21 protein-coding genes, 2 pseudogenes and 1 riboswitch are annotated in these 26,273 nt (G+C 71.7%); of the genes and pseudogenes, 20 read left to right on the top strand and 3 right to left on the bottom strand.

Annotated features, from left to right (window positions below; genetic code table 11):
• The 11 genes and pseudogenes from lepB (ACFVFR_RS03975) to ACFVFR_RS03925 all read left to right on the top strand — a co-directional run bounded on the left by lepB (ACFVFR_RS03975) (position 1) and on the right by ACFVFR_RS03925 (position 10,606).
• A complete protein-coding gene (lepB, locus tag ACFVFR_RS03975) occupies positions 1–786 on the top strand; it encodes a signal peptidase I (RefSeq protein WP_383697853.1) in 786 nt (261 codons plus the stop codon).
• 565 nt (positions 787–1,351) lie between these two features.
• Entirely contained in the window at positions 1,352–2,389 is a 1,038-nt protein-coding gene (lepB, locus tag ACFVFR_RS03970; protein WP_383697851.1) for a signal peptidase I, read from the top strand.
• Positions 2,319–3,428, top strand: coding sequence for a signal peptidase I (gene lepB / locus ACFVFR_RS03965; RefSeq protein WP_383697849.1), 1,110 nt, complete (start codon positions 2,319–2,321; stop codon positions 3,426–3,428). The genes lepB (ACFVFR_RS03970) and lepB (ACFVFR_RS03965) overlap by 71 nt, the downstream gene beginning before the upstream one ends.
• Positions 3,429–3,595: 167 nt before the next feature.
• Positions 3,596–4,330 (top strand): annotated as a pseudogene (gene lepB / locus ACFVFR_RS03960) (signal peptidase I); the annotation flags it as partial.
• A 220-nt stretch (positions 4,331–4,550) separates the two neighbouring features.
• Positions 4,551–5,066, top strand: coding sequence for an NUDIX hydrolase (locus tag ACFVFR_RS03955; RefSeq protein WP_383697847.1), 516 nt, complete (start codon positions 4,551–4,553; stop codon positions 5,064–5,066).
• Between the two features lie 39 nt (positions 5,067–5,105).
• On the top strand, positions 5,106–5,432 hold the full coding sequence (locus tag ACFVFR_RS03950; RefSeq protein ID WP_176164363.1) for a DUF2469 domain-containing protein: 327 nt from the start codon (positions 5,106–5,108) through the stop codon (positions 5,430–5,432).
• Positions 5,433–5,654: 222 nt separating this feature from the next.
• The gene (locus ACFVFR_RS03945; protein WP_383698054.1) at positions 5,655–6,047 is read left to right on the top strand and encodes a YraN family protein; all 393 of its coding nucleotides are present in this window, start codon (positions 5,655–5,657) and stop codon (positions 6,045–6,047) included.
• Complete coding sequence (locus ACFVFR_RS03940; protein WP_383697845.1) at positions 6,047–7,666, top strand: YifB family Mg chelatase-like AAA ATPase; 1,620 nt, start codon at positions 6,047–6,049, stop codon at positions 7,664–7,666. Before ACFVFR_RS03945 ends, ACFVFR_RS03940 begins: the two co-directional genes overlap by 1 nt.
• Positions 7,663–8,895 (top strand): DNA-processing protein DprA, encoded by a 1,233-nt coding sequence (gene dprA / locus ACFVFR_RS03935; RefSeq protein WP_383697843.1) that lies wholly within the window; start codon positions 7,663–7,665, stop codon positions 8,893–8,895. The genes ACFVFR_RS03940 and dprA overlap by 4 nt, the downstream gene beginning before the upstream one ends.
• 242 nt (positions 8,896–9,137) lie before the next feature.
• Positions 9,138–9,974, top strand: a complete 837-nt coding sequence (gene whiG / locus ACFVFR_RS03930; RefSeq protein ID WP_383697841.1) for an RNA polymerase sigma factor WhiG — start codon at positions 9,138–9,140, stop codon at positions 9,972–9,974.
• Positions 9,975–10,048: 74 nt separating this feature from the next.
• Positions 10,049–10,606, top strand: coding sequence for a TetR/AcrR family transcriptional regulator (locus tag ACFVFR_RS03925; RefSeq protein ID WP_383698052.1), 558 nt, complete (start codon positions 10,049–10,051; stop codon positions 10,604–10,606).
• A 440-nt stretch (positions 10,607–11,046) separates the two neighbouring features.
• On the opposite strand, the pseudogene ACFVFR_RS03920 reads toward ACFVFR_RS03925, so the two are convergent.
• Positions 11,047–11,901: pseudogene (locus ACFVFR_RS03920) on the bottom strand (peptidoglycan DD-metalloendopeptidase family protein); the annotation flags it as partial.
• Positions 11,902–12,204: 303 nt separating this feature from the next.
• Between ACFVFR_RS03920 and rpsB the strand changes: the two are divergent.
• The 9 genes from rpsB (at position 12,205) to ACFVFR_RS03875 (ending at position 23,216) form a co-directional block, all read left to right on the top strand.
• Positions 12,205–13,116 (top strand): 30S ribosomal protein S2, encoded by a 912-nt coding sequence (gene rpsB, locus ACFVFR_RS03915; protein ID WP_383697839.1) that lies wholly within the window; start codon positions 12,205–12,207, stop codon positions 13,114–13,116.
• Between the two features lie 143 nt (positions 13,117–13,259).
• Positions 13,260–14,096: a translation elongation factor Ts gene (gene tsf / locus ACFVFR_RS03910; protein WP_383697837.1), complete on the top strand. Its 837-nt coding sequence runs from the start codon at positions 13,260–13,262 to the stop codon at positions 14,094–14,096.
• Positions 14,097–14,286: 190 nt separating this feature from the next.
• Positions 14,287–15,054 (top strand): UMP kinase, encoded by a 768-nt coding sequence (pyrH, locus tag ACFVFR_RS03905; RefSeq protein ID WP_383697835.1) that lies wholly within the window; start codon positions 14,287–14,289, stop codon positions 15,052–15,054.
• Positions 15,055–15,224: 170 nt separating this feature from the next.
• A complete protein-coding gene (frr, locus tag ACFVFR_RS03900) occupies positions 15,225–15,782 on the top strand; it encodes a ribosome recycling factor (RefSeq protein WP_383697833.1) in 558 nt (185 codons plus the stop codon).
• Positions 15,782–16,945 carry a phosphatidate cytidylyltransferase gene (locus tag ACFVFR_RS03895; RefSeq protein ID WP_383697832.1) on the top strand — a complete coding sequence of 388 codons (1,164 nt, stop codon included), beginning with the start codon at positions 15,782–15,784 and terminating at the stop codon, positions 16,943–16,945. The genes frr and ACFVFR_RS03895 overlap by 1 nt, the downstream gene beginning before the upstream one ends.
• Before the next feature lie 656 nt (positions 16,946–17,601).
• Positions 17,602–18,708, top strand: coding sequence for a 23S rRNA (adenine(2503)-C(2))-methyltransferase RlmN (gene rlmN / locus ACFVFR_RS03890; protein WP_383697830.1), 1,107 nt, complete (start codon positions 17,602–17,604; stop codon positions 18,706–18,708).
• Positions 18,709–18,895: 187 nt separating this feature from the next.
• Positions 18,896–19,006, top strand: a riboswitch (TPP riboswitch).
• Positions 19,003–20,079 (top strand): thiamine ABC transporter substrate binding subunit, encoded by a 1,077-nt coding sequence (locus ACFVFR_RS03885; RefSeq protein WP_383697828.1) that lies wholly within the window; start codon positions 19,003–19,005, stop codon positions 20,077–20,079. (Overlaps the previous riboswitch by 4 nt.)
• Before the next feature lie 206 nt (positions 20,080–20,285).
• Positions 20,286–21,926, top strand: coding sequence for an ABC transporter permease (locus ACFVFR_RS03880; RefSeq protein ID WP_383697826.1), 1,641 nt, complete (start codon positions 20,286–20,288; stop codon positions 21,924–21,926).
• 285 nt (positions 21,927–22,211) lie between these two features.
• Entirely contained in the window at positions 22,212–23,216 is a 1,005-nt protein-coding gene (locus tag ACFVFR_RS03875) for an ABC transporter ATP-binding protein (RefSeq protein WP_383697825.1), read from the top strand.
• A gap of 505 nt (positions 23,217–23,721) precedes the next feature.
• On the opposite strand, the gene ACFVFR_RS03870 is transcribed toward ACFVFR_RS03875, so the two are convergent.
• Positions 23,722–24,474: a hypothetical protein gene (locus ACFVFR_RS03870; RefSeq protein WP_383697823.1), complete on the bottom strand. Its 753-nt coding sequence runs from the start codon at positions 24,472–24,474 to the stop codon at positions 23,722–23,724.
• Positions 24,475–25,130: 656 nt separating this feature from the next.
• Positions 25,131–25,859: an ABC transporter ATP-binding protein gene (locus ACFVFR_RS03865; protein ID WP_383697821.1), complete on the bottom strand. Its 729-nt coding sequence runs from the start codon at positions 25,857–25,859 to the stop codon at positions 25,131–25,133.
• Positions 25,860–26,273: the final 414 nt, after the last annotated feature.

Below are 26,273 nucleotides of genomic sequence, written 5' to 3'. Positions count from 1 at the left end.
ATGGACACCGACGCACAGCTTTCGGAGCGCGATCGCTCTCCCGACCCCCTAGCGGGTCCGGAGCCGCGATCGCGCTCCTCGCGTTTGTCGTGGCTGACCGGCGGCGGCCCCTGGCGCCGCACGACGCTGTTGGCCGCCGCGTGTGTGACGTGCGTCCTGCTGTTGAGCGCCTTCGTCGTGCAGCCCTTCTTCATCCCCAGCACCTCGATGGAGAACACCCTCAAGGTCGGGGACCGGGTGCTGGTGAACAAGCTGGCGTACCGTTTCGGTGACACGCCGCAGCGTGGCGACGTCGTGGTCTTCGACGGCACCGACTCCTTCGAGGAGGAACCCTCGTCGAAGAACCCCGTGACGTCGCTGCTGCGCTCGGCAGCCGCGGCGGTCGGGCTGGCCGAACCCGCCGAGACGGATTACGTCAAGCGCGTGGTGGGCGTCGGAGGCGACCGGGTCACCTGCTGCGACAAGCGGGGGAGGATCAAGGTGAACGGCCAGCCGGTGGACGAGGACTACCTGCACCCCGGAGACGCCCCGTCCCACGTCCCCTTCGACGTTGTGGTACCCGAGGGGAAGCTGTGGGTGATGGGCGACCATCGCAGTGCCTCGCGGGACTCACGGGACCGCCTCGGCGCCCCGGGCGGCGGCTTCGTCCCCGTCGGGCGGGTGATCGGGCGGGCCGACTGGATCGGCTGGCCCCTGAACCGCCTGCGCTCGCTGCACCGCCCCGACGCCTTCGCGGAGGTGCCGGAGCCCGGCGAGAACCCGGGATCGGGCCGGGGACATGGGTAACCACGGCCGGCCGCGTCCCGGCCCGCACCACTCCGAGCCGCCACGGGAGCCACTGCCGCCGCGACCCCCGACGGAGCCCCACACGGAGCACGGAGCGCGAAACCACGGAGCACCTCACGGGGCGGAGCCCGGCGCGCCAGGCGGCGGGGTCCATGCCGCCCCACCGGCCGTCGGCACCGCGGGGCCCTGGCGCGCCGCCCGCGGCGGCCCGGAAGTCGAACCCGCGCCGGCTGACGTGACGCGGCCGAGCGAGGGACCGCCGGCGGCCGACCCGGCCCCGCCAGACCGGCCCGTCGCCCCGCCCGGCGCCGTACACGGGGCGTACGGCGGTTCGCGAGCGGGCGGCGCCTCGGACGACCACGGAGCGCCCACGCCGCCGTACACGGGCCCCGCCTGCGCCCCGTACGACGCTTCCGCCTCCTCCGCTCGCCGGGCGTCCCCGACGCCGCCCGCCCCACAGGCGCCCGCCTCTTCGGGAGCCCCCACGGCCCCGCTCCGTGTCGCGCGGTCGACCGCCGGGGCCGAGGGCCGCGCCCACCCCTCCGCGACGTCCGACGCGGACCCCGTGGCGCCGGGTGTCGCGCCGGGTGACGCCGTCACGGACGGGGCCGACGGGGCGCGGTCACCTTCACGTCAGCCGGGCGGTCGGGCCGAGCGGCGTAAGGCCGCCCGCCGTGTCCAGCGCAGGCGCCGCCGCTCGGCCATCAGGGAAATACCGATCCTGATCGCCGTGGCGCTGCTGATCGCGCTGGTGCTCAAGACCTTTCTCGTGCAGGCCTTCGTGATCCCCTCCGGATCCATGGAGCAGACCATCAGGGTCGGCGACCGGGTGCTGGTGGACAAGCTCACGCCCTGGTTCGGCGCCAAGCCCAAGCGCGGGGACGTCGTGGTCTTCAAGGATCCCGGTGGCTGGCTGGAGAACGAGCACAAGCCCGGCGACGACCCGGTGGGAGTCAAGCAGGTCAAGCAGTTCCTGACGTTCATCGGACTACTGCCCTCGGCGGACGAGCAGGACCTGATCAAGCGCGTGGTGGCCGTCGGCGATGACACGGTGCGCTGCTGCGACAAGCAGGGCCGGATCATGGTGAACGGCACACCCCTGAACGAACCGTACGTCCATCCGGACAACCCGCCCTCGAAGCTGAAGTTCACGGTGCGGGTGCCCCCGGGGCGTATCTTCGTGATGGGTGACCACCGCTCCGACTCGGCCGACTCGCGCTACCACCTCGACGACGAGGGGCACGGCACGATTCCCGAGGATCTGGTCGTCGGAAAGGCCGTGGTCATCGCCTGGCCGATCGGCCACTGGCGGCGGTTGGAGGAGCCGGGGGCCTTCGCCTCCGTACGCGACGCGGGTGACGCTCCGTCCCAGGCGGGCGCCGCTCCGCATAGTGTGTCCTCCGGTTCCGCGCTTCCTCCGGAAGCGCGGGGATTGACCCATCTCCCGACCCTTGCGGAACTCCCGCTCGTTATGGGGTTGGTGGGCCTGCGCCGGACCTGGGGCAGGCGGCAGCGCGGCAAGAGGAGTGGATGTGGGGGATTTGGCGGTCGGCGCACGATCCGGACACGAAGAGCCCGAAAGGCGGCCCGGACAACCCGATGAGGCATCGGTGAACGGGGCGTCCGAGGCCGAGACCCAGCACGACGCGGACCGGGGCGAGGCCCTCGGCGCGCCGGACCAGGGCGATCGGCCGCGGCACCGTGACGGCGCGAGTGAGACCGACGACGCCCACGCGCGGGACGCCGAGGGCGTCGAGCGGGGCGACGCCACAGCCGAGTCCGGCTCCGTCGACGGAGCCGCCGGCGCCCCGGCCGGGGCCTCCCGGGCCGCCGAGGACGACGCGGACAAGGAACGGCGGGCGAAGGCGCGCCGCGCGAAGCACCGGTCCTTCTGGAAGGAGCTGCCGCTCCTCGTCGGCATCGCCCTGCTGCTCGCCCTGCTGATCAAGACCTTCCTGGTGCAGGCGTTCTCCATCCCCTCGGACTCGATGCAGAACACCCTCCAGCGCGGTGACCGGGTGCTGGTCGACAAGCTCACGCCGTGGTTCGGGTCGGAGCCCGAGCGTGGCGAGGTCGTCGTCTTCCACGACCCGGGCGGCTGGCTGGACGAGGCGCCGCAGTCCGACTCGGGGCCCGTCGCGGAAGGTGTGCAGAAGGTCCTCAGCTTCATCGGGCTGATGCCGTCGGCGGAGGAGAAGGACCTGATCAAGCGAGTGATCGCGGTCGGTGGCGACACCGTGGAGTGCAAGAACGACGGCCCCGTCAAGGTGAACGGCAAGGCGCTGGACGAGCCGTACATCTTCCCCGGGGACACTCCGTGCGGTGACAAGGAGTTCGGTCCGATCCACGTTCCCGACGGCCGGATCTGGGTCATGGGCGACCACCGCCAGGACTCCCTCGACTCCCGCTACCACCAGAATCTCGACAACGGCACGGTGTCGAACGACGAGGTCGTGGGCCGGGCCATCGTCAAGGCGTGGCCTATCAATCGCTGGGGCACGCTGCCCGTTCCGGACACCTTCGACCAGTCGGGCCTGAGCGCGGCCTCGATGGCGCCCACGGTCGCCGGGTTCGCCGGCGCCCTGCCCCTGGTGCTGTGGCGCCGTCGCAGGCTGATCAAGAAGGCGGAGCAGAAAGACTGACGGCGTCCGTACCGCCCGGTAAGGTGCACACCCGCGCGGTACGGTGCCGGCCCACGCGCCCGGCTCCGTGTACGGGGCCCTACGGGTCTTACACGGGGCGGCGCCGCGGGTGGGCACGGGGCGCGACAGGCAGGCGCGGTAGTGCCGTCGGGTGACAGGGGAGTGGAATGGGCGGACCGCGACGTACGAGCGACGGCCAGAGCCGGCGCGGCAGCGCGCTGTCGGGAGTGGCGGTGGCCCTCGGCTGCCTGCTCTTCCTCGGCGGCTTCGGCTGGGGCGCGGTGCTCTACCAGCCCTACACCGTCCCCACCGACTCCATGGCGCCGACGATCGCCCGGGACGACCGGGTCCTCGCCCAGCGCGTCGAGGGCAGTGACGTCCACCGGGGCGATGTCGTCGTCTTCCGCGACCAGGCCTGGGGCAACATGCCGATGGTCAAGCGTGTGGTGGGGGTCGGCGGTGACAAGATCGCCTGCTGTGACCAGCAGGGGCGACTGACGGTCAACGGCAAGGGGGTCGACGAGCCGTACCTGGCGCGCCAGGGCCCGGCCTCGCCCACCACCTTCTCCGCGACGGTGCCCCGGGACCAGCTCTTCCTGCTCGGTGACAACCGGGACACCTCGGTCGACTCCCGGGGCCACCTGGCCGACGGCGACCAGGGCACCGTGGCGCGGGCCGCCGTGGACGCGCGGGTGGAGGCGGCGGTATGGCCGCTGGGCTCGTTGGGGATGCTGGAGCAGCCGTCGAGCTTCGACGAGCTGCCGGGTGGCGTCTCCTCGCGCGGCCCGCTGAGCCTGATCACCGGCATGGTGGTCATCGGTGCCGTGCTCATCCTCGGCGGGGCCGCCTACGGCCCGCTCGCCCGGCGGCGGAGCGGCAGGGGCAAGCCGCGGGACGCCGCCGCACGGGGCACGGAGCACGGGGCACGGAGCGCCGCCTCACCCACCGCTGCCCCGCCGGCCCCGCGAGCTCCCTCCGGCCACGGAAGCGGCCCGACGGGCGGTGCCGGACACCAGGCCCCCGCGCCGATGCCGGCGGCGCCGGACCCCCAGAGCAGGCTCACGGGGCAGCCCGGCGCGCCAGCCCCCTCCGGGCGGGGCGAGAAGGGAACGGCGAGAAACGGTGGCTGACGACATACGTCAGGACGGGGCGGGGACCGAGCTGCGCGAGGTAGCCCGGGTGATCCTGCTGGACCCTGACGACCGGGTCCTGCTCATGCATGGCTACGAGCCCGACGACCCCTCGTCGACCTGGTGGTTCACCCCCGGTGGCGGCCTGGAGGGCGGGGAGAGTCGCGAGCAGGCGGCCCTGCGGGAGCTGGCCGAGGAGACCGGGATCACCGACGTGCGGCTGGGGCCGGTGCTCTGGCAGCGCGTGTGTTCCTTCCCGTTCGACGGGCGCCGATGGGACCAGGACGAGTGGTACTACCTCGCCAGGACGACCCAGACGCAGACCCGTACGGAGGGCCAGACCGACCTGGAACGGCGCAGTGTGGCGGGGCTTCGATGGTGGACCGCCGAAGAACTGTTCGCCAGTCGTGAGACGGTGTACCCGACCAGACTCGCCGAACTGCTGCGTACGTTGCTCGACGAGGGGCCCCCTCGTGCGCCGGTGGTCCTGGAGACGGAGCGCGTCTGACGCACAATGGGGGGACGCACGGCTGAAGGGGAACATGCCATGAGCGCCGAGGACCTCGAAAAGTACGAGACCGAGATGGAGCTGAAGCTCTACCGGGAGTACCGCGATGTCGTCGGGCTGTTCAAATACGTGATCGAGACCGAGCGACGCTTCTACCTGACCAACGACTACGAGATGCAGGTGCACTCGGTCCAGGGCGAGGTGTTCTTCGAGGTCTCGATGGCGGACGCCTGGGTCTGGGACATGTACCGGCCGGCCCGCTTCGTCAAGCAGGTGCGTGTTCTCACGTTCAAGGACGTGAACATCGAAGAGCTCAACAAGAGCGACCTCGACCTCACCTCGGGCGAATCCGGCTTCAACAACTGATCGTCGCGGCTGCTGACCGGATGAGCGAAGGTTTCTTCACTCGCCCGGGTGAGCGAGTTATCCCCAGCACACGGGTTATCCACCAAGATCCACACGCTTGCGGTACCTCCGGCACTGTCAGGGCCGGAGGTACTACTCATGCCGCGAACAACCCGCACCCGCCCCATCACAGCCACCCGACCACGTCCGAGTCCCGGGACGTCTCCCCTCCCGACCGAGGCGCTGCGCCCGCCCGCCGACGCGCGGTCGCGACCGTCCTCGGCCCGCCGCGCCCTCGGTGCCTATGGCGAGAGCCTGGCGGCGCGGACGCTCATCGCGGCCGGGATGCTCGTCCTGGCCCGTAACTGGCGATGCCGCGAGGGGGAGATCGACATCGTCGCCCGCGACGGTGACGCGCTGGTCATCTGTGAGGTGAAGACCCGAAGGTCCAGCGCGTACGAGCATCCGATGGCCGCCGTCGACCACGTGAAGGCCGAGCGCCTGCGCCGGCTGGCCGCCCGCTGGCTCGAGCGGTACGGCGGGCCGCCGCCCGGCGGGGTGCGCATCGACGTGGTGGGGGTGCGCCTGCCGCGGCGTGGCGCGCCGACCGTCGAGCACGTGCGGGGGGTGGCCTGATGGGCTTCGCGCGTACGTGCTCGGTGGCGCTCGTCGGTGTCGAGGGGGTTGTCGTCGAGGTGCAGGCGGATCTGGAGCCGGGCGTGGCGGCGTTCACGCTGGTGGGGCTGCCGGACAAGAGCCTGTCCGAGAGCCGGGACCGGGTCCGGGCGGCTGTCGTGAACTCGGGAGCAGAGTGGCCGCAGAAGAAGCTCACGGTGGGCCTGAGCCCGGCATCCGTCCCCAAGGCCGGCAGCGGCTTCGATCTCGCGGTGGCCTGCGCCGTCCTCGCCGCGGCCGAGTTCATCGACCCACGCGAGATCGCGGACCTCATGATGATCGGCGAGCTGGGACTGGACGGCCGGGTGCGACCGGTGCGCGGGGTACTGCCCGCCGTGCTCGCCGCCGCCGACGCCGGATACCGACAGGTCGTCGTCCCGGAGCAGACCGCGGCCGAGGCCGCGCTCGTGCCAGGCGTCTCGGTACTGGGCGCGCGCAGCCTGCGCCAACTGGTGGCCGTGCTGACCGACGCCCCGGTGCCGGAAGAGCCGGAGGAACCGGAGCAGGGCCGCCCCGATCCGATGCTCGCGGGCCTCGTGCTGCCGGGGGCCGGCGCGGGCACGGGCACCGTCGGGCGCCCGGGGCCCAACCGGCGCCTCGACATGGCCGACGTGGCCGGCCAGCGGGGGGCGCGCAAGGCGCTTGAGGTGGCGGCGGCGGGCGGCCACCATCTCTACCTCAAGGGGCCGCCCGGTGCCGGCAAGACCATGCTGGCCGAGCGGCTGCCAGGACTGCTACCACCCCTGACACCCACAGAGGCCCTCGAGGTGACCGCGGTGCACTCGGTGGCCGGCGTCCTCCCGCCGGGCAAGCCGCTCCTGGAGGCGCCGCCGTACTGTGCCCCGCACCACTCCGCGACCATGGCCTCGCTGGTGGGCGGTGGCACCGGAATCCCCCGACCGGGCGCCGTATCGTTGGCTCACCAGGGCGTGCTCTTCCTGGACGAGGCGCCCGAGTTCAGCGGGCGTGCCCTGGACGCGTTGCGCCAGCCGCTGGAGTCAGGGCACGTGGTCGTGGCCAGGTCGGCCGGGGTGATGCGCATGCCGGCACGGTTCCTGCTGTTGTTGGCCGCCAATCCGTGCCCCTGTGGGCGCCACGGCCAGCCCGGCGACGGCTGCGCGTGCTCCCCCGCGGTCATCCGTCGCTACCAGGCCAGGCTCTCGGGCCCGCTCCTGGACCGCGTGGACCTGCGCGTCCAGGTCGGCGCGGTCAGCAGAGCGGAGCTCGCCGGCGAGCTCGGCCGGTCGGAGAGCACCGAGGCCGTGGCTTCGCGGGTGCGCGAGGCCAGGGAGCGGGCCGCCGCCCGCTATGCCGGCACACCCTGGACGGTCAACGGAGCGGTGCCCGGCTACGAACTGCGTACGCGCTGGGCCCTGGCCCCGGGCGCGCTGCGTGAGGCGGAGCGGGACATGGAGCGTGGGGCTCTCACGGCGCGCGGGCTCGACCGGGTTCTGCGCGTGGCGTGGACGGTGGCCGACCTCGCTGGCCACGATCGGCCGACGGGGGACGACGTCGGGCAGGCACTCCAGTTGCGCACCGGCGTCAGTCGGGGAGTGCCGCAGCCGCTGGAGAACGCGTGAGCCCCGTGGACCCGGCCGCGACGGGCGACGATGGCCCCGAGCGCGGCGCCGGGCACGTCCCGACCCAGGACGAGCGGCAGATGACGGACGACGCCGCACGACTGGCCCGCGCGGCGCTGACCCGGCTGACGGAGCCGGGCGACGAGAAGGTCGGCCGGTGGCTGCGCGAGCTCGGCCCCGTGGCGTTACGGCGCGCGCTGTGCGGCGAGGGAGAGCCGCCGCCGGGGGCCAGCGCTCGACGCCTGGCCGGCTGCGCGCTGCGCGCGGCACAGCTCGATCCGGCCGGCGACCTGGCGACGGTGAGGTCGCTGGGTGGGAGATTCGTGTGCCCGGGGGACGCGGAGTGGCCAAGTCAGCTCGATGACCTCGGCGACGCGCGGCCCGTGGGGCTGTGGGTGCACGGGATGGCGTCACTGCGGACGTGGGCGCTGCGCTCCGTGGCCGTGGTCGGGGCGCGGGCCTGCACCGACTACGGGACGCACATGGCGACCACGCTGGGCGCGGGGCTCGCCGAGCGTGGCTGGGTCGTGACCTCGGGGGCGGCCTACGGAGTCGACGGGGCCGCTCACCGGGGCGCTCTCAGCGTCGACGGAGCGACCATCGCCGTGCTCGCCTCGGGGGTGAACATCCCCTACCCGCGCGGGCACGCGGAGCTGATCGGCAGGGTGGCCGAGCAGGGCCTCGTCGTGGCGGAGCTGCCGCCGGGCAGCCATCCCACACGGAGCCGGTTCGTGCTGCGTAATCGGGTCATCGCCGCCCTGACGCGCGGAACGGTCGTGGTCGAGGCCGAGTACCGCAGCGGGTCCCTGGTCACCGCCCGGTGGGCGCAGCGTCTTGGGCGGTGCGCGATGGGTGTGCCCGGCCCGGTGACCAGCGCACTTTCGGCCGGCGTGCACGAGCTGCTGCGCGGGGAGGGCCTGCTGGTGAGCGACGTCGACGAGGTGGTCGAGCTCGTCGGCAGCATCGGCGACCTCGCGCCAGCCAGGCGCGGGCCCGTCGTACGCCGCGACCTGCTGCCCCCCGAGGCCACTCGGGTGCTGGAGGCGATGCCGGTGCGGGGCACCAGCGACATCCGGGCGCTGGCCCGGGACGCGGGGATGAGTCGCGACGAAACGTTGACCAGGCTCCACGAATTACTTGCTCTCGGATTCGTCGAACGGACCGGTGAGCACTGGGAGTTGACCCGTCAGGCGCATCAGAGGGGAAGCTCGCGGCGAGGCGGTTCTTGATTTGTGGCAATTGGGTGAAAGAGTGTGGGAGATGACCGTATACGCCGTTGTGGAGCCGGCATCGCGGTCGCCGTTCGCGGTGGCGACCGTCATCCCGGGGTGCGGAGAACGGAACGAATCTGCGCATCATGCCGCCCCTGCTGCTCGCACACCGCGACGTATCAGTCACGCTACGCTCACAAGGATTCCGACGCGGGCACACGTCCTGACCCACGTCACGGCAGAACGGCTCAAGGCGACGCATGCCCCAGCACACCTCCGGGTCTGAACGCGCGACAGTGCCGCCCGCTGCCCGCGGCGCTGTCCGGCCATCCGCGCCCTCCTCGCTCGAAGAGCTGTGGCGTTCGTACAAGGCGACGGGCGACGACAGGCTGCGGGAGCAGCTGATCCTGCACTACTCGCCCCTGGTGAAGTACGTGGCGGGTCGCGTCAGTGTGGGCCTGCCGGCCAACGTCGAACAGGCGGACTTCGTGTCGTCCGGAGTCTTCGGCCTCATCGACGCCATCGAGAAGTTCGACCTTGACCGGGCCATCAAGTTCGAGACCTATGCGATCACCCGCATCCGTGGCGCCATGATCGACGAACTGCGTGCCCTGGACTGGATTCCCCGCTCCGTTCGTCAGAAGGCCCGCGCCGTCGAGCGGGCGTACGCCACCTTGGAGGCCGCGTTGCGGCGTACACCCTCGGAGGTGGAGGTCGCCGCCGAGATGGGGATCGGTCTGGAGGAACTGCACGGCGTCTTCAGTCAGTTGTCGCTGGCCAACGTGGTGGCCCTGGAGGAGTTGCTGCACGTCGGGGGGGAGGGCAGTGACCGGCTGACGCTCGGCGACACGCTGGAGGACCAGGCCGCGGACGATCCTGTGGAAGTCGCCGAGGACCGGGAGCTGCGGCGGCTGCTCGCCCGCGCCATCAACACCCTGCCGGAGCGTGAGAAGACCGTGGTGACCCTCTACTACTACGAGGGGCTCACGCTGGCCGAAATTGGGCAGGTGTTGGGTGTGACGGAGGGCCGGGTCAGCCAGATTCACACCAAGTCCGTGCTCCAGTTGCGTGCGAAACTGGCCGACGTCGGCCGCTGAATCGTCCCTCCTCCGTCGTCGTGCGTGGCACGCGTACGTAAAGTGGAGGAGTGCCCAGGATTCGAGCGGCCTCGGTGGCCGAGCACCGGACGATGCAGCGCGGCGCCCTGTTGGACGCCGCTCGTACCTTGCTGTCCGAAGGCGGTACGGACGCGCTGACGTTCCCCGCCCTCGCGGAGCGGACGGGGCTTGCCAGGTCGTCCGTCTACGAGTACTTCCGGTCGCGGGCCGCGGTGGTCGAGGAGCTGTGCACCGTGGACTTCCCGGTGTGGGCCGCCGAGGTCGAGGCGGCCATGGAGCGGGCCGACACCGCCGAGGCCAAGATCGAAGCCTATGTCCGACAACAGCTGGCGCTGGTCGGCGACCGACGCCACCGGGCCGTGGTGGCGATCTCCGCCGGTGAACTGGACGCGGGAGCGCGGGAGAAGATCCGCGCCGCTCACGGCGGACTGATCGCCATGGTGGTGGAGGCGCTCGGCGCTCTGGGGCACGAGGAGCCCCGACTGACCGCGATGCTGCTCCAGGGTGTGGTTGACGCCGCGGTCCGACGTATCGAGCTGGGGGCCGCGGAGGACCCCGGACGCATCACGGACGCCGCCGTGGCCACGGCCCTGCGCGGGGTGTGCGGCTGAGCCGCGCCTCGGTGCCTGAGCCGTAACCGGGCCCACGCCGCCACCACCGTCACGGCGGCGATATGGACCAGCCCCGCGGGCACCTGGCCCGCCGCATGGGGGTGGCCTCGTGGCCAGGCCGGCGAGGTCCGTGGCTCGTGGCGCCCAGAGCGGCCGGCTGCGCTTCCGCCGCGCGGGGCGTGGGCGCGGCGGGCGTGCGTCGGGGCGGCGGGTCGCGGCACGTGAGGGCGCCGGCCCGCGCGGGTGTGATGATCGGCGAACCCCGTCGGCGGAGAGGTCCGCGGCCGCTTCGGAGCGGCGATCGGCGCCTTCGGGGCACCGAAGACGGGCAGCAGCCGTGACGGACCGCCGCGCAGCATGGGCGGTGGCATCAGGGTGAGCGGGTCCAGATAGCGCTCCCCGCGCCGCAATCCCCAGTGCAGACAGCCGGGCCGGCAGTGAAACGGCCCGTCCTCCATGGTGGCCACCACCTGGCCCGCGACCACCTCGTCCCCCTTCGCCACCAGAGCCCGCACGGGCTCGTATGTCGTGCGCAGCGCTGGGTCGCCGCTGCCGGACACCGTGATGGCGAGCACGCCACGTCCCGCCACCCGACCCGCGAACGTCACCCGACCCGTGGTGGCCGCCCGGACGGGTTGCCCGGCGTGCGCCGCCAGGTCCACCCCCCGGTGCCCGGCGGCCCAGGGCTCGGGTGGTGGCTCCCAGCCTCGGAGTACGACGGGTCGCGGCGCCCCGAGGGCGCCGCCCACGGGCCAGGCGCGGTCGACGCCGGCGGGTGCGGGAGTGGCGGAGCGCTTGCGGGTCGCCGACGGCGCCGGGGGCGAGGAAGGATCCGTCACCACCGCGCCGCCCGTGGACGGAGCGGGGGCGCTCCCGTCGTGAGGTTGGAGGGCGTTCTTCGGAGCATCCGAGCCCCGCGGTGCCGTACGCGGCGCGGCGGGAGGGGCGGTGGAAGGGGGACGCGGGCCGGCGGGGTTGACGGGACGAGGCGTGGTAGCGGTGCGGGCTCGGCCGGGCCCCGCAGCGGCCTCCGGTGCCGTGGCCCAGCCGCCGGTTCTGTCAGCGGAGCGGGCGTCCGTGAGCAGCGTCGCCGCGCACGCCGCGGCGGCGACGCCGAACACGGCCGCCCCCGCCGTGAGCCAGCGGCCCAGCGAGGCCCGTCGAGCGCGCCTCCGGGATGCTCGCGGTGAGGCGGCGGCGCGGCGCGGCCGGGCGCTCGCCCAGATGCGGCACAGGCGCCGCCATCCGTGGTGGGCCGCCTTCAGGGCTTGACGTGGTTTGGGTGCGTAAGACATGCGACGACCGTGCCGCAAAAAACCGATCTGTGGTGACCATGGCCGCCTTCTGTGGATTACTCACGGGTTGTGGATAACGCCGTCACCCGCCACCGCACCGGTCCCGTACACTTCACGTGGCGATCCGGGTCACCGGGTCGACTTCGCACGCCCCGCCGCCGGCGCACCAGTCCCTCTCGGGCAGCCCGGTGGCCGCGTCCCTCGGTCCTCGGAAGGCTCGTCCTTCCGCGGCAGGCGCGTCGGGGCGTCAGGCGCGGCGGCCACCCGGCCGCCGCGGGAACCGAGTATTCAAGGAGTACGGCCATGGCCGTCGTCACGATGCGGGAGCTGCTGGAAAGCGGCGTCCACTTCGGTCACCAGACCCGCCGTTGGAACCCGAAGATGAAGCGCTTCATCTTCACCGAGCGCAACGGCATCTACATCATCGACCTGCTCCAGTCGCTGTCGTACATCGACCGCGCCTACGAGTTCGTCAAGGAGACCGTCGCGCACGGCGGCTCCATCATGTTCGTCGGTACGAAGAAGCAGGCGCAGGAGGCCATCGCCGAGCAGGCGACCCGCGTGGGCATGCCCTACGTCAACCAGCGCTGGCTGGGCGGCATGCTCACCAACTTCTCGACCGTGTACAAGCGCCTGCAGCGCCTGAAGGAGCTTGAGCTCATCGACTTCGAGGATGTGGCCGGCTCTGGCCTCACCAAGAAGGAGCTCCTGGTTCTCTCCCGCGAGAAGGCCAAGCTGGAGAAGACCCTCGGCGGTATCCGCGAGATGCAGAAGGTGCCGAGCGCCGTCTGGATCGTCGACACCAAGAAGGAGCACATCGCCGTCGGCGAGGCGCGCAAGCTCCGTATCCCGGTCGTCGCGATCCTCGACACCAACTGCGACCCCGACGAGGTCGACTACAAGATCCCGGGCAACGACGACGCGATCCGCTCCGTCACCCTGCTCACCCGCGTGATCGCCGACGCCGTCGCCGAGGGCCTCATCGCCCGCTCCGGTGTCGCCACTGGTGACGTGAAGGCCGACAAGGCCGCCGGTGAGCCGCTCGCCGAGTGGGAGCGCGACCTGCTGGAAGGCGACACCGCCAAGAAGGCCGAGGAGGCTGGGAAGCCGGCCGAGGCCGCTGCCGCCGAGGTCGCCGCCCCGGAGGCAGCCGAGGCCGCCGCCCCCGAGGCCGCTGCCGCCGAGGCCCCGGCCGCGGACGCCGAGCAGGCCTGACGAACACCATGGTGGATCGGCCTCGCTCCGCTCCGCCGCAGCGTCACGGTTGGTGACGGCGGGGCGTCGCGCGATGCGACGCCCCGCCGTCCACCCGTAAGATCACACATCTTTCGAGACTTTCGAGAAGAGATTCACAGACCATGGCGAACTTCACCGCCGCTGACGTCAAGAAGCTCCGTGAGCTCACCGGCGCCGGCATGATGGACTGCAAGAAGGCGTTGGACGAGGCCGAGGGCAGCGTCGACAAGGCCGTCGAGATCCTGCGCGTCAAGGGCCAGAAGGGTGTGGCCAAGCGCGAGAGCCGCAGCGCCACCAACGGCGCCGTCGTCTCCCTGATCGCCGACGACAAGACCTCCGGTGTCCTCCTTGAGCTGAAGTGCGAGACGGACTTCGTCGCCAAGGGTGACAAGTTCACCGCCGTGGCCGACACCATCGCCGCGCACGCCGCCAAGACGGCCCCGGCCGACATCGCCGCGCTGCTCGCCTCCGAGATCGAGGCCGGCAAGACCGTGCAGGCGTACGTCGACGAGGCCAACGCCACGCTCGGCGAGAAGATCGTCCTCGACCGGTTCGCCCAGTTCTCCGGCGGCTTCGTCGCGGCATACATGCACCGCACCAGCCCGGACCTGCCGCCCCAGGTGGGCGTGCTCGTCGAGCTGGACGCGGAGAACGCCGAGGTCGCCAAGGACGTCGCGCAGCACATCGCCGCCTTCTCGCCGAAGTTCCTCACCCGCGAGGAGATCTCGGCCGAGACCGTTGAGAACGAGCGTCGCGTCGCCGAGGCCACCGCTCGCGAGGAGGGCAAGCCCGAGGCCGCCCTGCCGAAGATCGTCGAGGGTCGCGTCACCGGCTTCTTCAAGGAGAACGTGCTGCTCGACCAGCCGTTCGCCAAGGACAACAAGAAGTCCGTCAAGAAGGTCCTGGACGAGGCCGGCGTCTCGCTCAAGCGCTTCGCCCGCTTCCGCGTCGGCGTCTGAGCCCGTTCCCCGGGATTCAGCCCGGCTCAGGCTGAGCCAGGGCAGCGAATGACCAGCGACCCGATAGGGTCGTACGCAGCCAGCCGTCCACCGGTTGGCCGCAGATGTGACGAGGAGGCCATTGCCGTAGAGGTCGATCAAGGACCATCCCGGCAGTGGCCTCCTTCGTATGTGCACGAGGAGATCTCCCATGAATCTGGACGCCGACCAAGCCGACCCGAAGACTGACGGGGCCCCGCGCCGTCGGTTCCTGCTGAAGCTGTCCGGCGAGGCGTTCGCCGGTGGTGGCGGACTCGGCGTCGACCCGGACGTCGTGCACAAGATCGCCCGCGAGGTGGCCGCCGTCGTCCGGGACGGGGCCGAGATCGCGATCGTGATCGGCGGCGGCAACTTCTTCCGTGGCGCCGAGCTGCAGCAGCGTGGCATGGACCGTGCCCGCTCCGACTACATGGGCATGCTCGGCACCGTCATGAACTGCCTCGCCCTCCAGGACTTCCTGGAGAAGGAGGGCATCGACTCGCGGGTGCAGACCGCCATCACCATGGGGCAGGTCGCGGAGCCGTACATCCCGCTCCGCGCGGTGCGCCACTTGGAGAAGGGGCGCGTCGTGATCTTCGGCGCCGGCATGGGCATGCCGTACTTCTCCACGGACACCACCGCGGCCCAGCGCGCCCTGGAGATCGATGCCGAGGCGCTGTTGATGGGCAAGAACGGCGTGGACGGCGTCTACGACTCCGACCCCAAGCGGAACCCGGACGCCGTCAAGTTCGACGCGCTGGGATACGCCGAAGTGATCACCCAGGACCTCAAGGTCGCCGACGCCACGGCGATCACGCTGTGCCGCGACAACAGGCTGCCCATCCTCGTCTTCGAACTGCTGGCAGAGGGCAACATCGCGCGCGCGGTGAAGGGTGAGAAGATCGGCACGCTCGTCAGCGACCAGGGCGACCGGCACTGACGGTCCGTACCGCCTTCGCACGGCCTCCCGTAACGCCATACGGGCGGCAACTCCCGACCGCCGGAAGTGCCCGGCGCGGGGATGGACAACGGCCTGCCGGTCGGACACCGTGCAGGAGAAGACGCACGCAGGGGCGAGGCTCTGCTTACTGATAACACCAGGAGCAAGTGGTGATCGAAGAGATCCTCCTCGAGGCCGAGGAGAAGATGGAGAAGGCCGTTGTGGTCGCCAAGGAGGACTTCGCCGCGATCCGCACCGGGCGTGCGCACCCGGCGATGTTCAACAAGATCGTGGCGGACTACTACGGGGCGCTGACGCCGATCAACCAGCTGGCGTCGTTCTCGGTACCGGAGCCGCGGATGGCGGTTGTCACGCCGTTCGACAAGAGTGCGCTGCGCAACATCGAGCAGGCCATCCGTGACTCGGACCTGGGCGTCAACCCCAGCAACGACGGCAGCATCATCCGGGTGGTCTTCCCCCAGCTCACGGAGGACCGCCGCAAGGAGTACATCAAGGTCGCCAAGACCAAGGGCGAGGACGCGAAGATCTCCATTCGCAGCGTCCGCCGCAAGGCCAAGGAGACCATCGACAAGCTCGTCAAGGACGGCGAGACGGGCGAGGACGAGGGCCGTCGCGCCGAGAAGGAGCTCGACGACACCACCGCGAAGTACGTCGCGCAGGTGGACGAGCTGCTCAAGCACAAGGAAGCCGAGCTGCTCGAGGTCTGATGAACGACTCATCCTGGGGGGCCCCGCCCCGTACCGGATTTAGGGGCCCGACCGACCAGGGGCCCGCTCCCGCGCTTCGTGGGGCAATGCCCCCGACACCGGCGGGTCCCCTGCGCGAGGCGGGCCATGCGGCGCAAACTCGCCCCATGCCCATCGTGCCCGACAGAGGCGGAGACCAGGACGACCAGGGGGCCGCTCGGCTGAGTGGCCCCCTGTTCCGCGACGAGCAGGAACCGCCAGCCCCGTCCCCCCGGTCCGGCTCGGAGCCCACTCACGAGCCCGCACGCGGCGAGGCGGACACGACCCCCAGGGAGCATCCCGCCGTGCCAGCCGCGCCGCAGAAGAAGCGCGCCGGGCGTGACCTGCGTGCCGCGATAGGGGTCGGGCTCGGCCTCGGCGCGATCATCGTCGTCTCGCTCTTCGTGCAGAAGGTCCTCTTCGTCGGCGTCATAACGGTCGCCGTCGTCGTGGGTCTGTGGGAGCTGACCTCGCGGCTCGCCGAGCGCAAGGAGATCCGGGCGCCACTCGTGCCGCTGGCGGTGGGCGGCGCGGCGATGGTCGTGGCCGGCTATCTGCGCGGTGCGCAGGGCGCCTGGATCGCCATGGCGCTCACGGCGCTCGCGGTGCTCGTCTGGCGGATGACGGAGCCCCCGGACAACTACCTCCGGGACGTGACGGCAGGCGTCTTCGCGGCGTTCTACGTGCCCTTCCTCGCGACGTTCGTCGCGCTCATGCTCGCGGCGGACGACGACGGGCCACAGCGGGTCCTCACGTTCCTGATCCTCACCGTGGTCAGCGACACCGGGGCGTACGCCGTGGGCTGGAAGTTCGGCAAGCACAAGCTCGCTCCACGCATCAGCCCCGGAAAGACACGCGAGGGGCTGCTGGGCGCCATGGCCTTCGCCATGGTGGCGGGGGCGCTGTGCATGCGGTTCCTGGTCGAGGACGGCGCCTGGTGGCAGGGCCTGATCCTGGGTCTCGCGGTCGCCGTCAGCGCCACGCTGGGCGACCTGGGCGAGTCCATGATCAAACGGGATCTCGGGATCAAGGACATGGGAACGCTGCTGCCGGGGCACGGCGGCATCATGGACCGCCTCGACTCGCTGCTCCCGACGGCACCGGTCGCCTGGCTCCTGCTGGTGGTGTTCGTCGGCGCGGGCTGAGAGCCCCCGCCGGGAGTGAGAACACCCGCAGCCGCGTACGAGCCGCCCCGTCCACGAAACTCCACGTGGGCGAGGCGGCTCGAAGCATGAGAGCGGCGATACGGGCGGGGCGTCCCGGTCGCCGCGAGAGGCGGCGGGGGTGGGGCGGAGTGCGCGGGCCGCTTGAGGTGTCGCGGCGAGGTACGGGCGAGCGACCCTGCCTGGGGGCACGGGGCACGGGGCACGGGGCACGGGGCACGGGGCACGGGGCACGGGGCGGCGAATGTCGGGATGAGGGTGCGCCGCGTACGGAGCGTACGAAGCCGCGGCGTTGGGCTGACTGTGCGGCGGGGGAGGGGGCCGTGCGCCCCGTGCGAGTGTCGGCTGGCCGGGGCGGCGAGGCTGGGCTCGCGATGTGCGGAGCGTGTGGAGTGTCCGGGGGTGTGACGGGAGAGGTGCGACGCCCTCTGTCGGCCGCGCCGCATGTGGCAGGGGACCGGGCCGCGAAGCCGTTCGTGGGCGGTGTGCCGAGCCCGCCCGCCGGGTGCTGACCGTACGTGACCGGCAGCCGCGTGAATGCCGCGGACAGCTATCGCCACCTGCGGCTTTGTGTGTGTCGAGGGCCCCGTTCGTAGCCGGTGAGCCCTACCCCGTATGTCTGCGACACTAGATGAACCATGCCTAAGCCCGGAGAACTCACTTTCGTCGCGCCGCGCGGAGCCAAGAAGCCGCCGCGGCATCTCGCTGACCTCACCCCCGCCGAGCGCCGTGAGGCCGTGGCCGCGATCGGCGAGAAGCCCTTCCGTGCTGGGCAGGTCTCCCGGCACTATTTCGCCCGGTACGCGGACGCCCCGGCGAACTGGACGGACATCCCCGCGGCGGCCCGCGAGAAGCTGGCCGCCGAACTGCTGCCGGACCTGATGAACGTCGTCAGGCACATCAGCTGTGACGGTGACGCCACCCGTAAGACACTGTGGCGGCTGCACGACGGGACGCTGGTCGAGTCGGTGCTGATGCGCTACCCGGACCGGGTCACGATGTGCATCTCCTCGCAGGCCGGCTGCGGCATGAACTGCCCCTTCTGCGCCACGGGGCAGGCGGGGCTCGACCGTAACCTCTCCACGGCCGAGATCGTGCACCAGATCGTCGACGGCATGCGCGCCCTGCGCGACGGCGAGGTACCGGGTGGGCCCGCCCGGCTCTCGAACATCGTCTTCATGGGCATGGGCGAGCCGCTCGCCAACTACAAGCGGGTCGTCGGCGCCATCCGCCGGCTCACCGACCCGGAGCCCGACGGTCTGGGCCTCTCCCAGCGTGGGATCACCGTGTCCACGGTCGGGCTGGTGCCGGCGATGCTGCGGTTCGCCGACGAGGGCTTCAAGTGCCGCCTGGCGGTATCACTGCACGCGCCGGATGACGAGCTGCGCGACACCCTGGTGCCGGTCAACACCCGCTGGAAGGTCCGGGAGGTGCTGGACGCCGCGTGGGAGTACGCGGAGAAGTCCGGGCGCCGGGTGTCCATCGAGTACGCCCTGATCAGGGACATCAACGACCAGGCGTGGCGGGCCGACCTGCTGGGCAGGTTGCTGCGCGGGCGTCGGGTGCACGTCAACCTCATCCCGCTCAACCCCACCCCCGGGTCGAAGTGGACCGCTTCGCGGCCCGAGGACGAGCGCGCGTTCGTCGCGGCGCTCGAGGCGCACGGCGTGCCCGTGACCGTCCGGGACACCCGTGGGCAGGAGATCGACGGGGCCTGCGGCCAGCTGGCCGCCTCCGAGCGGTGACGGGGCGTGGGGCGACGGCGTCGCCCCACGCACGCGCCGATGTCGGCACCGTACGCGCCCCGTGTCGCGTGGTGCGCGGTGTCCGGCACGGCTCCGTCCTGGGCGCCGTGTGCACCATCTGGCGCGCGGGGACGGTGCGGATGGGGCACCGGCAGCACGTCGCGCTATCGTGAGTCGAACAAACGCACATTTCCGACAGGGGAGCGCGCTACGCGCTGAGAGTGCGGCACCGCGGGTGCCGCAGACCCTCGGACCTGATCCGGGTCATACCGGCGTAGGGAGTCAGACGCACTGATGAACAGCTACCTTCGGCGTGCCGTGGGCACCGCTCTGCTCGGCACGTTGGGCGTCACCACGCTGGCGGCGTGTGGAGAGTCCGGCAGCGGCTCGGACTCCAAGACGGTAACGGTCGTCGCGCACGACTCCTTCACGGTGTCCAAGGCGGTGCTCCAGCGGTTCACGCAGGAGACCGGCTACAAGGTCAAGGTGGCGCGTGGGGCGGACGCCGGGGCGGCGGTGAACCAGGCCATCCTGTCGAAGGGCAATCCGCAGGGCGATGTCTTCTTCGGCGTCGACAACACGCTGCTCTCGCGCGCGCTGGACGAGGGCGTCTTCGCCCCGTACCGGGCCAAGGACCTCGACCAGGTGCCCGCGGGCCTGCAGTTGGACGCCGCGAAGCACCGGGTCACCCCCGTGGACACCGGTGACATCTGCGTCAACTACGACCGGAAGTACTTCGCGGACAAGAAGCTGGCGCCGCCGCGCAGCTTCGACGACCTGATCAAGCCGCAGTACAAGAACCTCCTGGTCACGGAGAACGCTGCCACGTCCTCGCCCGGGCTCGCCTTCCTGCTCGGGACAGTCGGCACCTACGGGGACGACGGCTGGCAGGACTACTGGAAGAAGCTGAAGGACAACGGGGTCGAGGTCGTCGACGGCTGGGAGCAGGCGTACAACGACCGCTTCTCCGGTTCCGGTGGTGGCTCGGGCAAGGGAGACAAGCCGCTGGTCGTCTCCTACGCCTCCAGCCCGCCCGCCGAGGTGGTCGGCGTCAAGCCGCAGCCCAAGGAGGGCCCGACGGGCGTGGCCACCGGCACGTGCTTCCGGCAGATCGAGTTCGCCGGGCTGCTCGACGGAGCGAAGAACACCAAGGGCGGTAAGGCACTCCTGGACTTCATGCTCAGCAAGACCTTCCAGGAGGACGTGCCGGTCACGATGTACGTCAACCCGGTCCGGCCGGACGCGAAGCTGCCGGAGGTCTTCACGAAGTACGGGGAGCGGATCGCCAAGCCGGCCACCGTCGCCCCGGAGGAGATCGCCAAGAACCGCGAGCAGTGGATCAAGACGTGGACTTCGCTCGTCGTGAGGTGAACGACGCACCGTCGCCCGACGCGCCGTGCTCCGAGGCGCCCCACGGGGCCCACGCATGGAGCACGGGGCACGGAGCCGAGGGCTCAGCGGTACGGGGCACGGAGCACGGAGCCCCGCACGGACCGGCGCGGTACGGGGCACGGGGCACGGGGCGGGGCCCGCGAGCGACGGGGGCGTGGCGGACCACGGCCCTGCGCCTTGGCCTCATGGCTGTACCGCTCGGGTTCTTCGGGCTCTTCTTCGGGTATCCGGTGGCAGCCATCACCGCTCGTGGGCTGCACGCCGGCGGCGCCTGGCAACTCGGACGGGTCAGTGAGGTTCTCGGCGACCCCGACGTGCTCAACGTGCTGTGGTTCACCGTGTGGCAGGCCGCCGCCTCCACAGCGCTGACCCTCGCCCTCGCACTGCCGGGGGCATACGTCTTCGCGCGTCTGGACTTCCCGGGCAAGCAGCTGCTGCGGGCCGTGGTGACGGTGCCCTTCGTGCTGCCCACGGTGGTCGCGGGATCGGCCTTCCTCGCTCTCCTCGGGCGAGGCGGCCTCCTCGACGAACTGTGGGGCGTGCGGCTGGACACCACCGTCTGGGCGATCCTGCTGGCCCACGTCTTCTTCAACTACGCCGTGGTGGTCCGCACCGTCGGTGGGTTGTGGGCGCAACTCGACCCGCGGCAGGAGGAGGCCGCCCGCGTCCTGGGGGCCGGCCGGTTCGCCGCCTGGCGCCAGGTGACACTGCCCGCTCTCGGGCCCGCCATCGCCGGTGCGACGCTCATGGTCTTCCTCTTCACGTTCACCTCCTTCGGTGCGGTCCAGATCCTGGGCGGGCCGCGATACGCGACGCTGGAGGTGGAGATCTACCGGCAGACCGCGCAGCTCCTGGACCTGCCGACCGCCGCGGTCCTGACACTGACCCAGTTCGCCGCGGTCGCCGCGCTGCTCGTGGTCCACGCGTGGACGGTGCGGCGACGGGAGAGCACGCTGCGGTTGGTGGACGCCTCGTACACGGCCCATCGGCCGCGCGGCGCCGGACAGTGGACGCTCCTGGGGGGCGTGCTCGCCGTCATCGCGCTGTTGATCCTTCTGCCGCTGGCCGTACTGGTGGAGCGCTCCCTCGCCGGCCCCGACGGTTACGGGTTCGCCTTCTACGAAGTGCTGGCGTCGGCTGAGGAAAGCGGCGGGACCTTCATCGTGGCGCCGTTGGACGCCCTGTGGAACTCGCTCCGGTACGCGGCGGTCGCCACCGTCATCGCGCTCGTCGTCGGCGGCCTCGCCGCCGCCGCGCTCACCGTGCGCGGACCACGGGGCAGCGGACCGACGCGAGCGGGACGGCTGGTGCGGGGCTTCGACGCGCTGCTCATGTTGCCGCTCGGCACCTCGGCCGTCACCGTCGGGTTCGGATTCCTGATCACGCTGGACAAGCCGCCGCTGGACCTCCGGGCCTCGTGGTTCCTGGTGCCCCTGGCGCAGGCCCTGGTCGGTGTCCCCTTCGTCGTACGAACGATGCTGCCGGTGCTCCGTGCGGTGGACGACCGGCTGCGCGAGGCCGCCACCGTCCTGGGCGCTTCGCCGCTGCGTGCGTGGCGAGAGGTGGACCTGCCCCTGGTCCGCAGGGCCCTGCTGATCGCCGCCGGCTTCGCGTTCGCCGTGTCACTGGGGGAGTTCGGGGCGACCGTCTTCATCGCCCGCCCCGACAACCCCACTCTTCCGGTGGCCATCGCCCGCTTCCTGGGTCGCGCAGGGGAGCTCAACTACGGGCAGGCCATGGCGCTGAGCACCATCTTGATGGTGATCTGCGCAGCCGCGCTGTTGGCGCTTGAGCGGCTCCGTACCAACCGTTCGGGAGAGTTCTAGATGACATTGCCGCACAAGAGGCGAGCCCGGGACGACGGTGGGCCACAGCGCCACGATTCGGCGGGAGACGACGGCGGTCTCCACGGCGCGACGGAACGGCCAGCGCCGGCCGAACGGGACGAGACTGAGGGCGAGGCACGGAGCGACGGAGCTACCGCCACCAACGGAGCACGGGGCACGGAGCGCGGGACGCGGGGTGACGGTGACGGGGCCCGAGGCACGCCGGACACTCGCGGGGAACGGGGCGGACGGGGCGCGGATCTGCTGCGGCTGGACGAGGTCACCGTGCGCTTCCGTGAGCGCGTCGCGCTGGACGCGGTGAGCCTCGGCGTCGCCGAGCGTGAGACCGTCTGTGTGCTCGGCCCCAGCGGTAGCGGAAAGTCCACCATGCTGCGCGTGGTGGCTGGTCTTCAGGCCGCGGACAGCGGGCAGATCCGGCTCGCGGGGCGCGACCAGGCCGGCGTGCCCGCGCACCGCAGAGGCGTCGGCCTCATGTTCCAGGACCATCAGCTCTTTCCGCAGCGGGACGTGGCGGGCAACGTCGCGTTCGGCCTGCGCCTGCGGAAGGCCGGGCGGGGGGAGGCCGACCGCGCGGTGGCCGAACTCCTGGATCTCGTGGGCCTCCCGGGGGCGCAGCGGCGAGCCATCGCGGCGCTGTCGGGAGGCGAACAGCAGCGGGTGGCGCTGGCGCGCGCCCTCGCACCGCGTCCGAAACTGCTGATGCTGGACGAGCCGCTGGGTCAGCTCGACCGTGGACTGCGGGAACGGCTCGTCGTCGAACTCCGACAGATGTTCCGCCAGTTGGGTACGACGGTGCTGGCCGTCACCCACGATCAGGGCGAGGCATTCGCCCTGGCCGACCGTGTCGTCGTCATGCAGGACGGCCGGATTGCCCAGGTCGGCACCCCGCTGGAGGTCTGGCAGCAGCCCGCCTCCGAGTTCGTGGCGCGCTTCCTCGGCTTTGACAACGTCGTGGACGCGACCGTGCGAGGTGCATCCGCCGACACCCCCTGGGGGATGGTGCCGGTGCCGACCGGAACCGCCGCCGGCCCGTGCCAACTGCTGATCCGCCCCACGGGCGTGCGGCTGACGGGCGCTGACGACGGGCTTCCGTGCGTCGTGCGGGCGCGAACGTTCCGTGGCGGCCTCGGTGTCTCCCTGCTGTTGCGGCCCGAAAGCGGGCCGATGCTGGAGGCGGCGTGCTCCCTGCGAGAGGCGCCGGCGGAAGGAGAGCGGGTACGCGTCGCGTTCGCGGTTGAGGACGTGGTGTCGCTCGGTCGGACGGAGTAGAGCGCCGATCGAGCCCGGCAGCGATGTCGACTCATCGCCCGTTGCGTCGTTACGCGGTGCTACTCCCCTCCCGTGGGGACGAGGCGCGGAGTGGTGATGTCGTGGCGTAGAGATCCGCGATCCTGCTCGGGAGCACGGAGCACGGAGCACGGAGCACGGAGCACGGAGCACGGAGCACGGAGCACGGAGCACGGAGCACGGAGCACGGGGCACGGGGCACGGGGCACGGGGCGGTGACTCTGCCTGGGGGCACGGAGCAGGTCCCGCTTGGCGGCAGGGCGGGCCGCGCCGGCTGTGTGCTCAGCGTCGGGGCGGGTGGCTCGCGGCCGGGCCGGCGCCTCGCGGACGCCGCGCACGAGGGTCCTGCTGTGCTCCGGGATGGCGCGCCCTCCTGGAGCACGGGGAGAGCTCGGACCTACGGGGAGGCACCCGCATCCGATGGCGCCGTTCCGCTGGCAGACGAAGCCGACGCAGGCGGTCGCGGAGCGGCCAAGGGCGCCCCGTGTTACGTGGCGAGTGGCATCGTGGCGAGTTCGGCCACCAGCCAACTGAGGGCGCCCAGAGCGGTGAAGACGGCTGCCACGCGGAGGGCCGCAGCGTTGCGGAGAGCGGGCCGCGGGGCGCCGAGACAGAGCAGGGCGCCGGTCGAGGCGGCGCGTGCGTTTCTGCTCTCCAGCACGGCCATCAGCGCTGTGGCGGTGGCGCACCCCATCACCAGCGCTGCGCCGAGGCCCGTCAGGGGGCCGAACGGACGGTCCTCCGTCAGGTCCGGCACCGCCTCGTACAGACGGACCGCGACGTAGGCGCTGCTCGCGACCGCGCACAGCGCGCCCAGCGGGCGACCGAGTCGGCCTGACTCCTCCTGCAACCCGCGCCCCGCCAGCAGCCGCACGGCACCCGGCCGCCCCAGGGCGAGCAGCCTGCCGCAGAGGCGGATGACCCCGGGCCCGATCAACACCAGCCCCACGGTGGCCAGTACCCACGTGGCCAGCACGGCGAGAGCGCCGCCGCTGAGGTGGCCCGGCACGGGGAGCAGGTCCCGCGTGTCGGTGACGTCGCGGCTGACGTAGGCCTCAAGTGCCAACCCCACTGAGATCAGCGCGATCCCCCAGGGCAGCCCGGAAGCCTCGGTGGTGTCAGGGGGCGGCATGGCGGGCGTCACAGTGACGGGCTCGGCCTCCGCGCTCACCGGCTCAGGTGAGGGTACGGCGACGGCCAACGGGGCGTTGGTGTCGACGGCGTTGAGTACCGGCGCCACGCGGACAGGGGGTTCGGGCGACACATTCGCCTGGGTGAGCGGTGGGGGAGGTAGGTGAGAAGCGGACGGAGTCTCCATCGCGGCAAGCGCGGGAGTAGCCGATTGCATGCGCGAGAGCGCTGGCCGTGCGCTCCGTGGCGCCCGTGTCCGGCGTACGTCCGGTGCGTCGTGCGCCCGCGAGCTGAGTGCGCCGGCTGTGGCGGCGGCAAGAGGTGGCACCGACAGGAGGGTCAGCACGGCCCCGACGGGGAGGTGATAGCCCACGGCGAACGCGTCGATGACGGGGTCGTTGAGGGGAGAGCCGCCGAGGTCGCCCCGCAGATAGAGAAAGGCGAGCAGTGCGAGCGAGCTTCCGGCGAAGCAGATCAGGGCCGTGGACGAGGCTGTGAGCACCGCGCGTCGAAACGGCCCGCACCCAGCGCCCGCCAGTCCCTCAGCGGGGTGAAGGACCGTGTCGACACGGCCGACAGCGGTGGCCAGTTGCACGGTCGCGGCCAGTGGCGCCGCGCACCAGAGGAGGCGCGCCAGGGCGTCGGACGTGGCGTCGGGGTGGCCCAGGGCGTACCCGAGGGAGCACAACAGCAGAAAGCCGGACCCCGCGGACGCGATGGCTACAAGCGACCGCCGGACCTGGGTCAGCGGGCTGGCGCCAAGGGCTAGACGGAGACTGAGCACGCCGCACTGCCCTCCGCGTCACGAGTGGGGGCGGAGCCGCCGCGCCGGCCGTCGACGAGCGAGACGGAGCGGTCGACCAGGGCGTCGGCCTCGGTGCCGTGGCCCGTGAGTAGCACCGTGATGCCGTGGGAGCGCGCCGCCGTGGTGATGGTGCGGAGGACCTGTTCACGGTCGGGACCTTGCAGCGGGGCGGTCGGTTCGTCGGCGAAGAGGACGTCGGGTTCCGTGGCGAGTGCCCTGGCGACGGCCACGCGCTGTCGCTGTGACTGCAGGAGCGCGGCGGGGCGACTCCGGGCGCAGTCGCCGACGTCGAGCCGATCGAGCCACTCGTGCGCCGCGTGCTTGGCGGCCTTGCGGCGCGTGCCACGGAGCATGAGGGGCAGTGCGGCGTTCTCCCAGGCGTTCAGTTCCGGTACGAGGCAGGGTTCGGGGCCGATCCACCCGAAGCGATCGCCGCGCAGCCGCTCGCGGGCCACCGCCGGCATGGTGTGCACGGGGGTGCTGTTGAACCACACCTCGCCGCTGTCGGGTACGAGTTGGCCGGACAGGCAGCGCAGCAGGGTGGTCTTGCCGCAGCCACGGGGCCCGGAGACCGCCAGGATCTCCCCTTCGCGAACGCCGAGGGATACACCTGTCAGCGCGGGCGAGCCACGGTACGCGTAGGTGAGGGCACGTGCCCACAGCACATCGTTGTCGGGCGGAGCCACCATGGCAGTACCTCGGTTGCTGACGATTGTCCGCGTTCCCCTGACCGGGTGAACGAAGGCAAGAGCGATCGGTCACTGGAACGGTAAGGACTCGCGTGGGGGAACGGGGCCCAGGCGCGGCGCTGAAGCGGCGCTATTCCTCCGATCAGCCGTCGAATCAGCCTTTCGCTTCAGCACTCGCCGGCATACGCGGACGTGGATCACGCGTGCCCGGGGAGAGCAGCGGCCGACATCGGCCAGCGAACAGGCGGCCAGTTGAGTGACGCGGGGCGGCGCGGCGACGGCAAGCCGTCGACCGGTGGATGCCGACCGGGCACGTGACCGGCGACGCGCCGCCCGGATACTCGTCTCCGCCGGGCCCCGCACTCGGCTCGCCGCAGGTTGCGAAACCGGGAACGACGCGGACACTGCCGTTGA

The organism is Streptomyces sp. NPDC057702 (assembly GCF_042799315.1).
Classification (GTDB): Bacteria; Actinomycetota; Actinomycetes; order Streptomycetales; family Streptomycetaceae; genus Streptomyces.
This window is presented reverse-complemented; position numbering and strand designations above follow the sequence as displayed.

Coding starts and splice junctions, on each gene's coding strand:
- pyrH (WP_383697835.1), top strand. CDS start 14,287: ATGAATCTGGACGCCGACCAAGCCGACCCGAAGACTGACGGGGCCCCG.
- rpsB (WP_383697839.1), top strand. CDS start 12,205: ATGGCCGTCGTCACGATGCGGGAGCTGCTGGAAAGCGGCGTCCACTTC.
- ACFVFR_RS03885 (WP_383697828.1), top strand. CDS start 19,003: ATGAACAGCTACCTTCGGCGTGCCGTGGGCACCGCTCTGCTCGGCACG.
- ACFVFR_RS03940 (WP_383697845.1), top strand. CDS start 6,047: ATGGGCTTCGCGCGTACGTGCTCGGTGGCGCTCGTCGGTGTCGAGGGG.
- ACFVFR_RS03950 (WP_176164363.1), top strand. CDS start 5,106: ATGAGCGCCGAGGACCTCGAAAAGTACGAGACCGAGATGGAGCTGAAG.
- ACFVFR_RS03895 (WP_383697832.1), top strand. CDS start 15,782: ATGAACGACTCATCCTGGGGGGCCCCGCCCCGTACCGGATTTAGGGGC.
- ACFVFR_RS03865 (WP_383697821.1), bottom strand. CDS start 25,859: ATGGTGGCTCCGCCCGACAACGATGTGCTGTGGGCACGTGCCCTCACC.
- lepB (WP_383697853.1), top strand. CDS start 1: ATGGACACCGACGCACAGCTTTCGGAGCGCGATCGCTCTCCCGACCCC.
- rlmN (WP_383697830.1), top strand. CDS start 17,602: ATGCCTAAGCCCGGAGAACTCACTTTCGTCGCGCCGCGCGGAGCCAAG.
- tsf (WP_383697837.1), top strand. CDS start 13,260: ATGGCGAACTTCACCGCCGCTGACGTCAAGAAGCTCCGTGAGCTCACC.
- whiG (WP_383697841.1), top strand. CDS start 9,138: ATGCCCCAGCACACCTCCGGGTCTGAACGCGCGACAGTGCCGCCCGCT.
- ACFVFR_RS03880 (WP_383697826.1), top strand. CDS start 20,286: ATGGCTGTACCGCTCGGGTTCTTCGGGCTCTTCTTCGGGTATCCGGTG.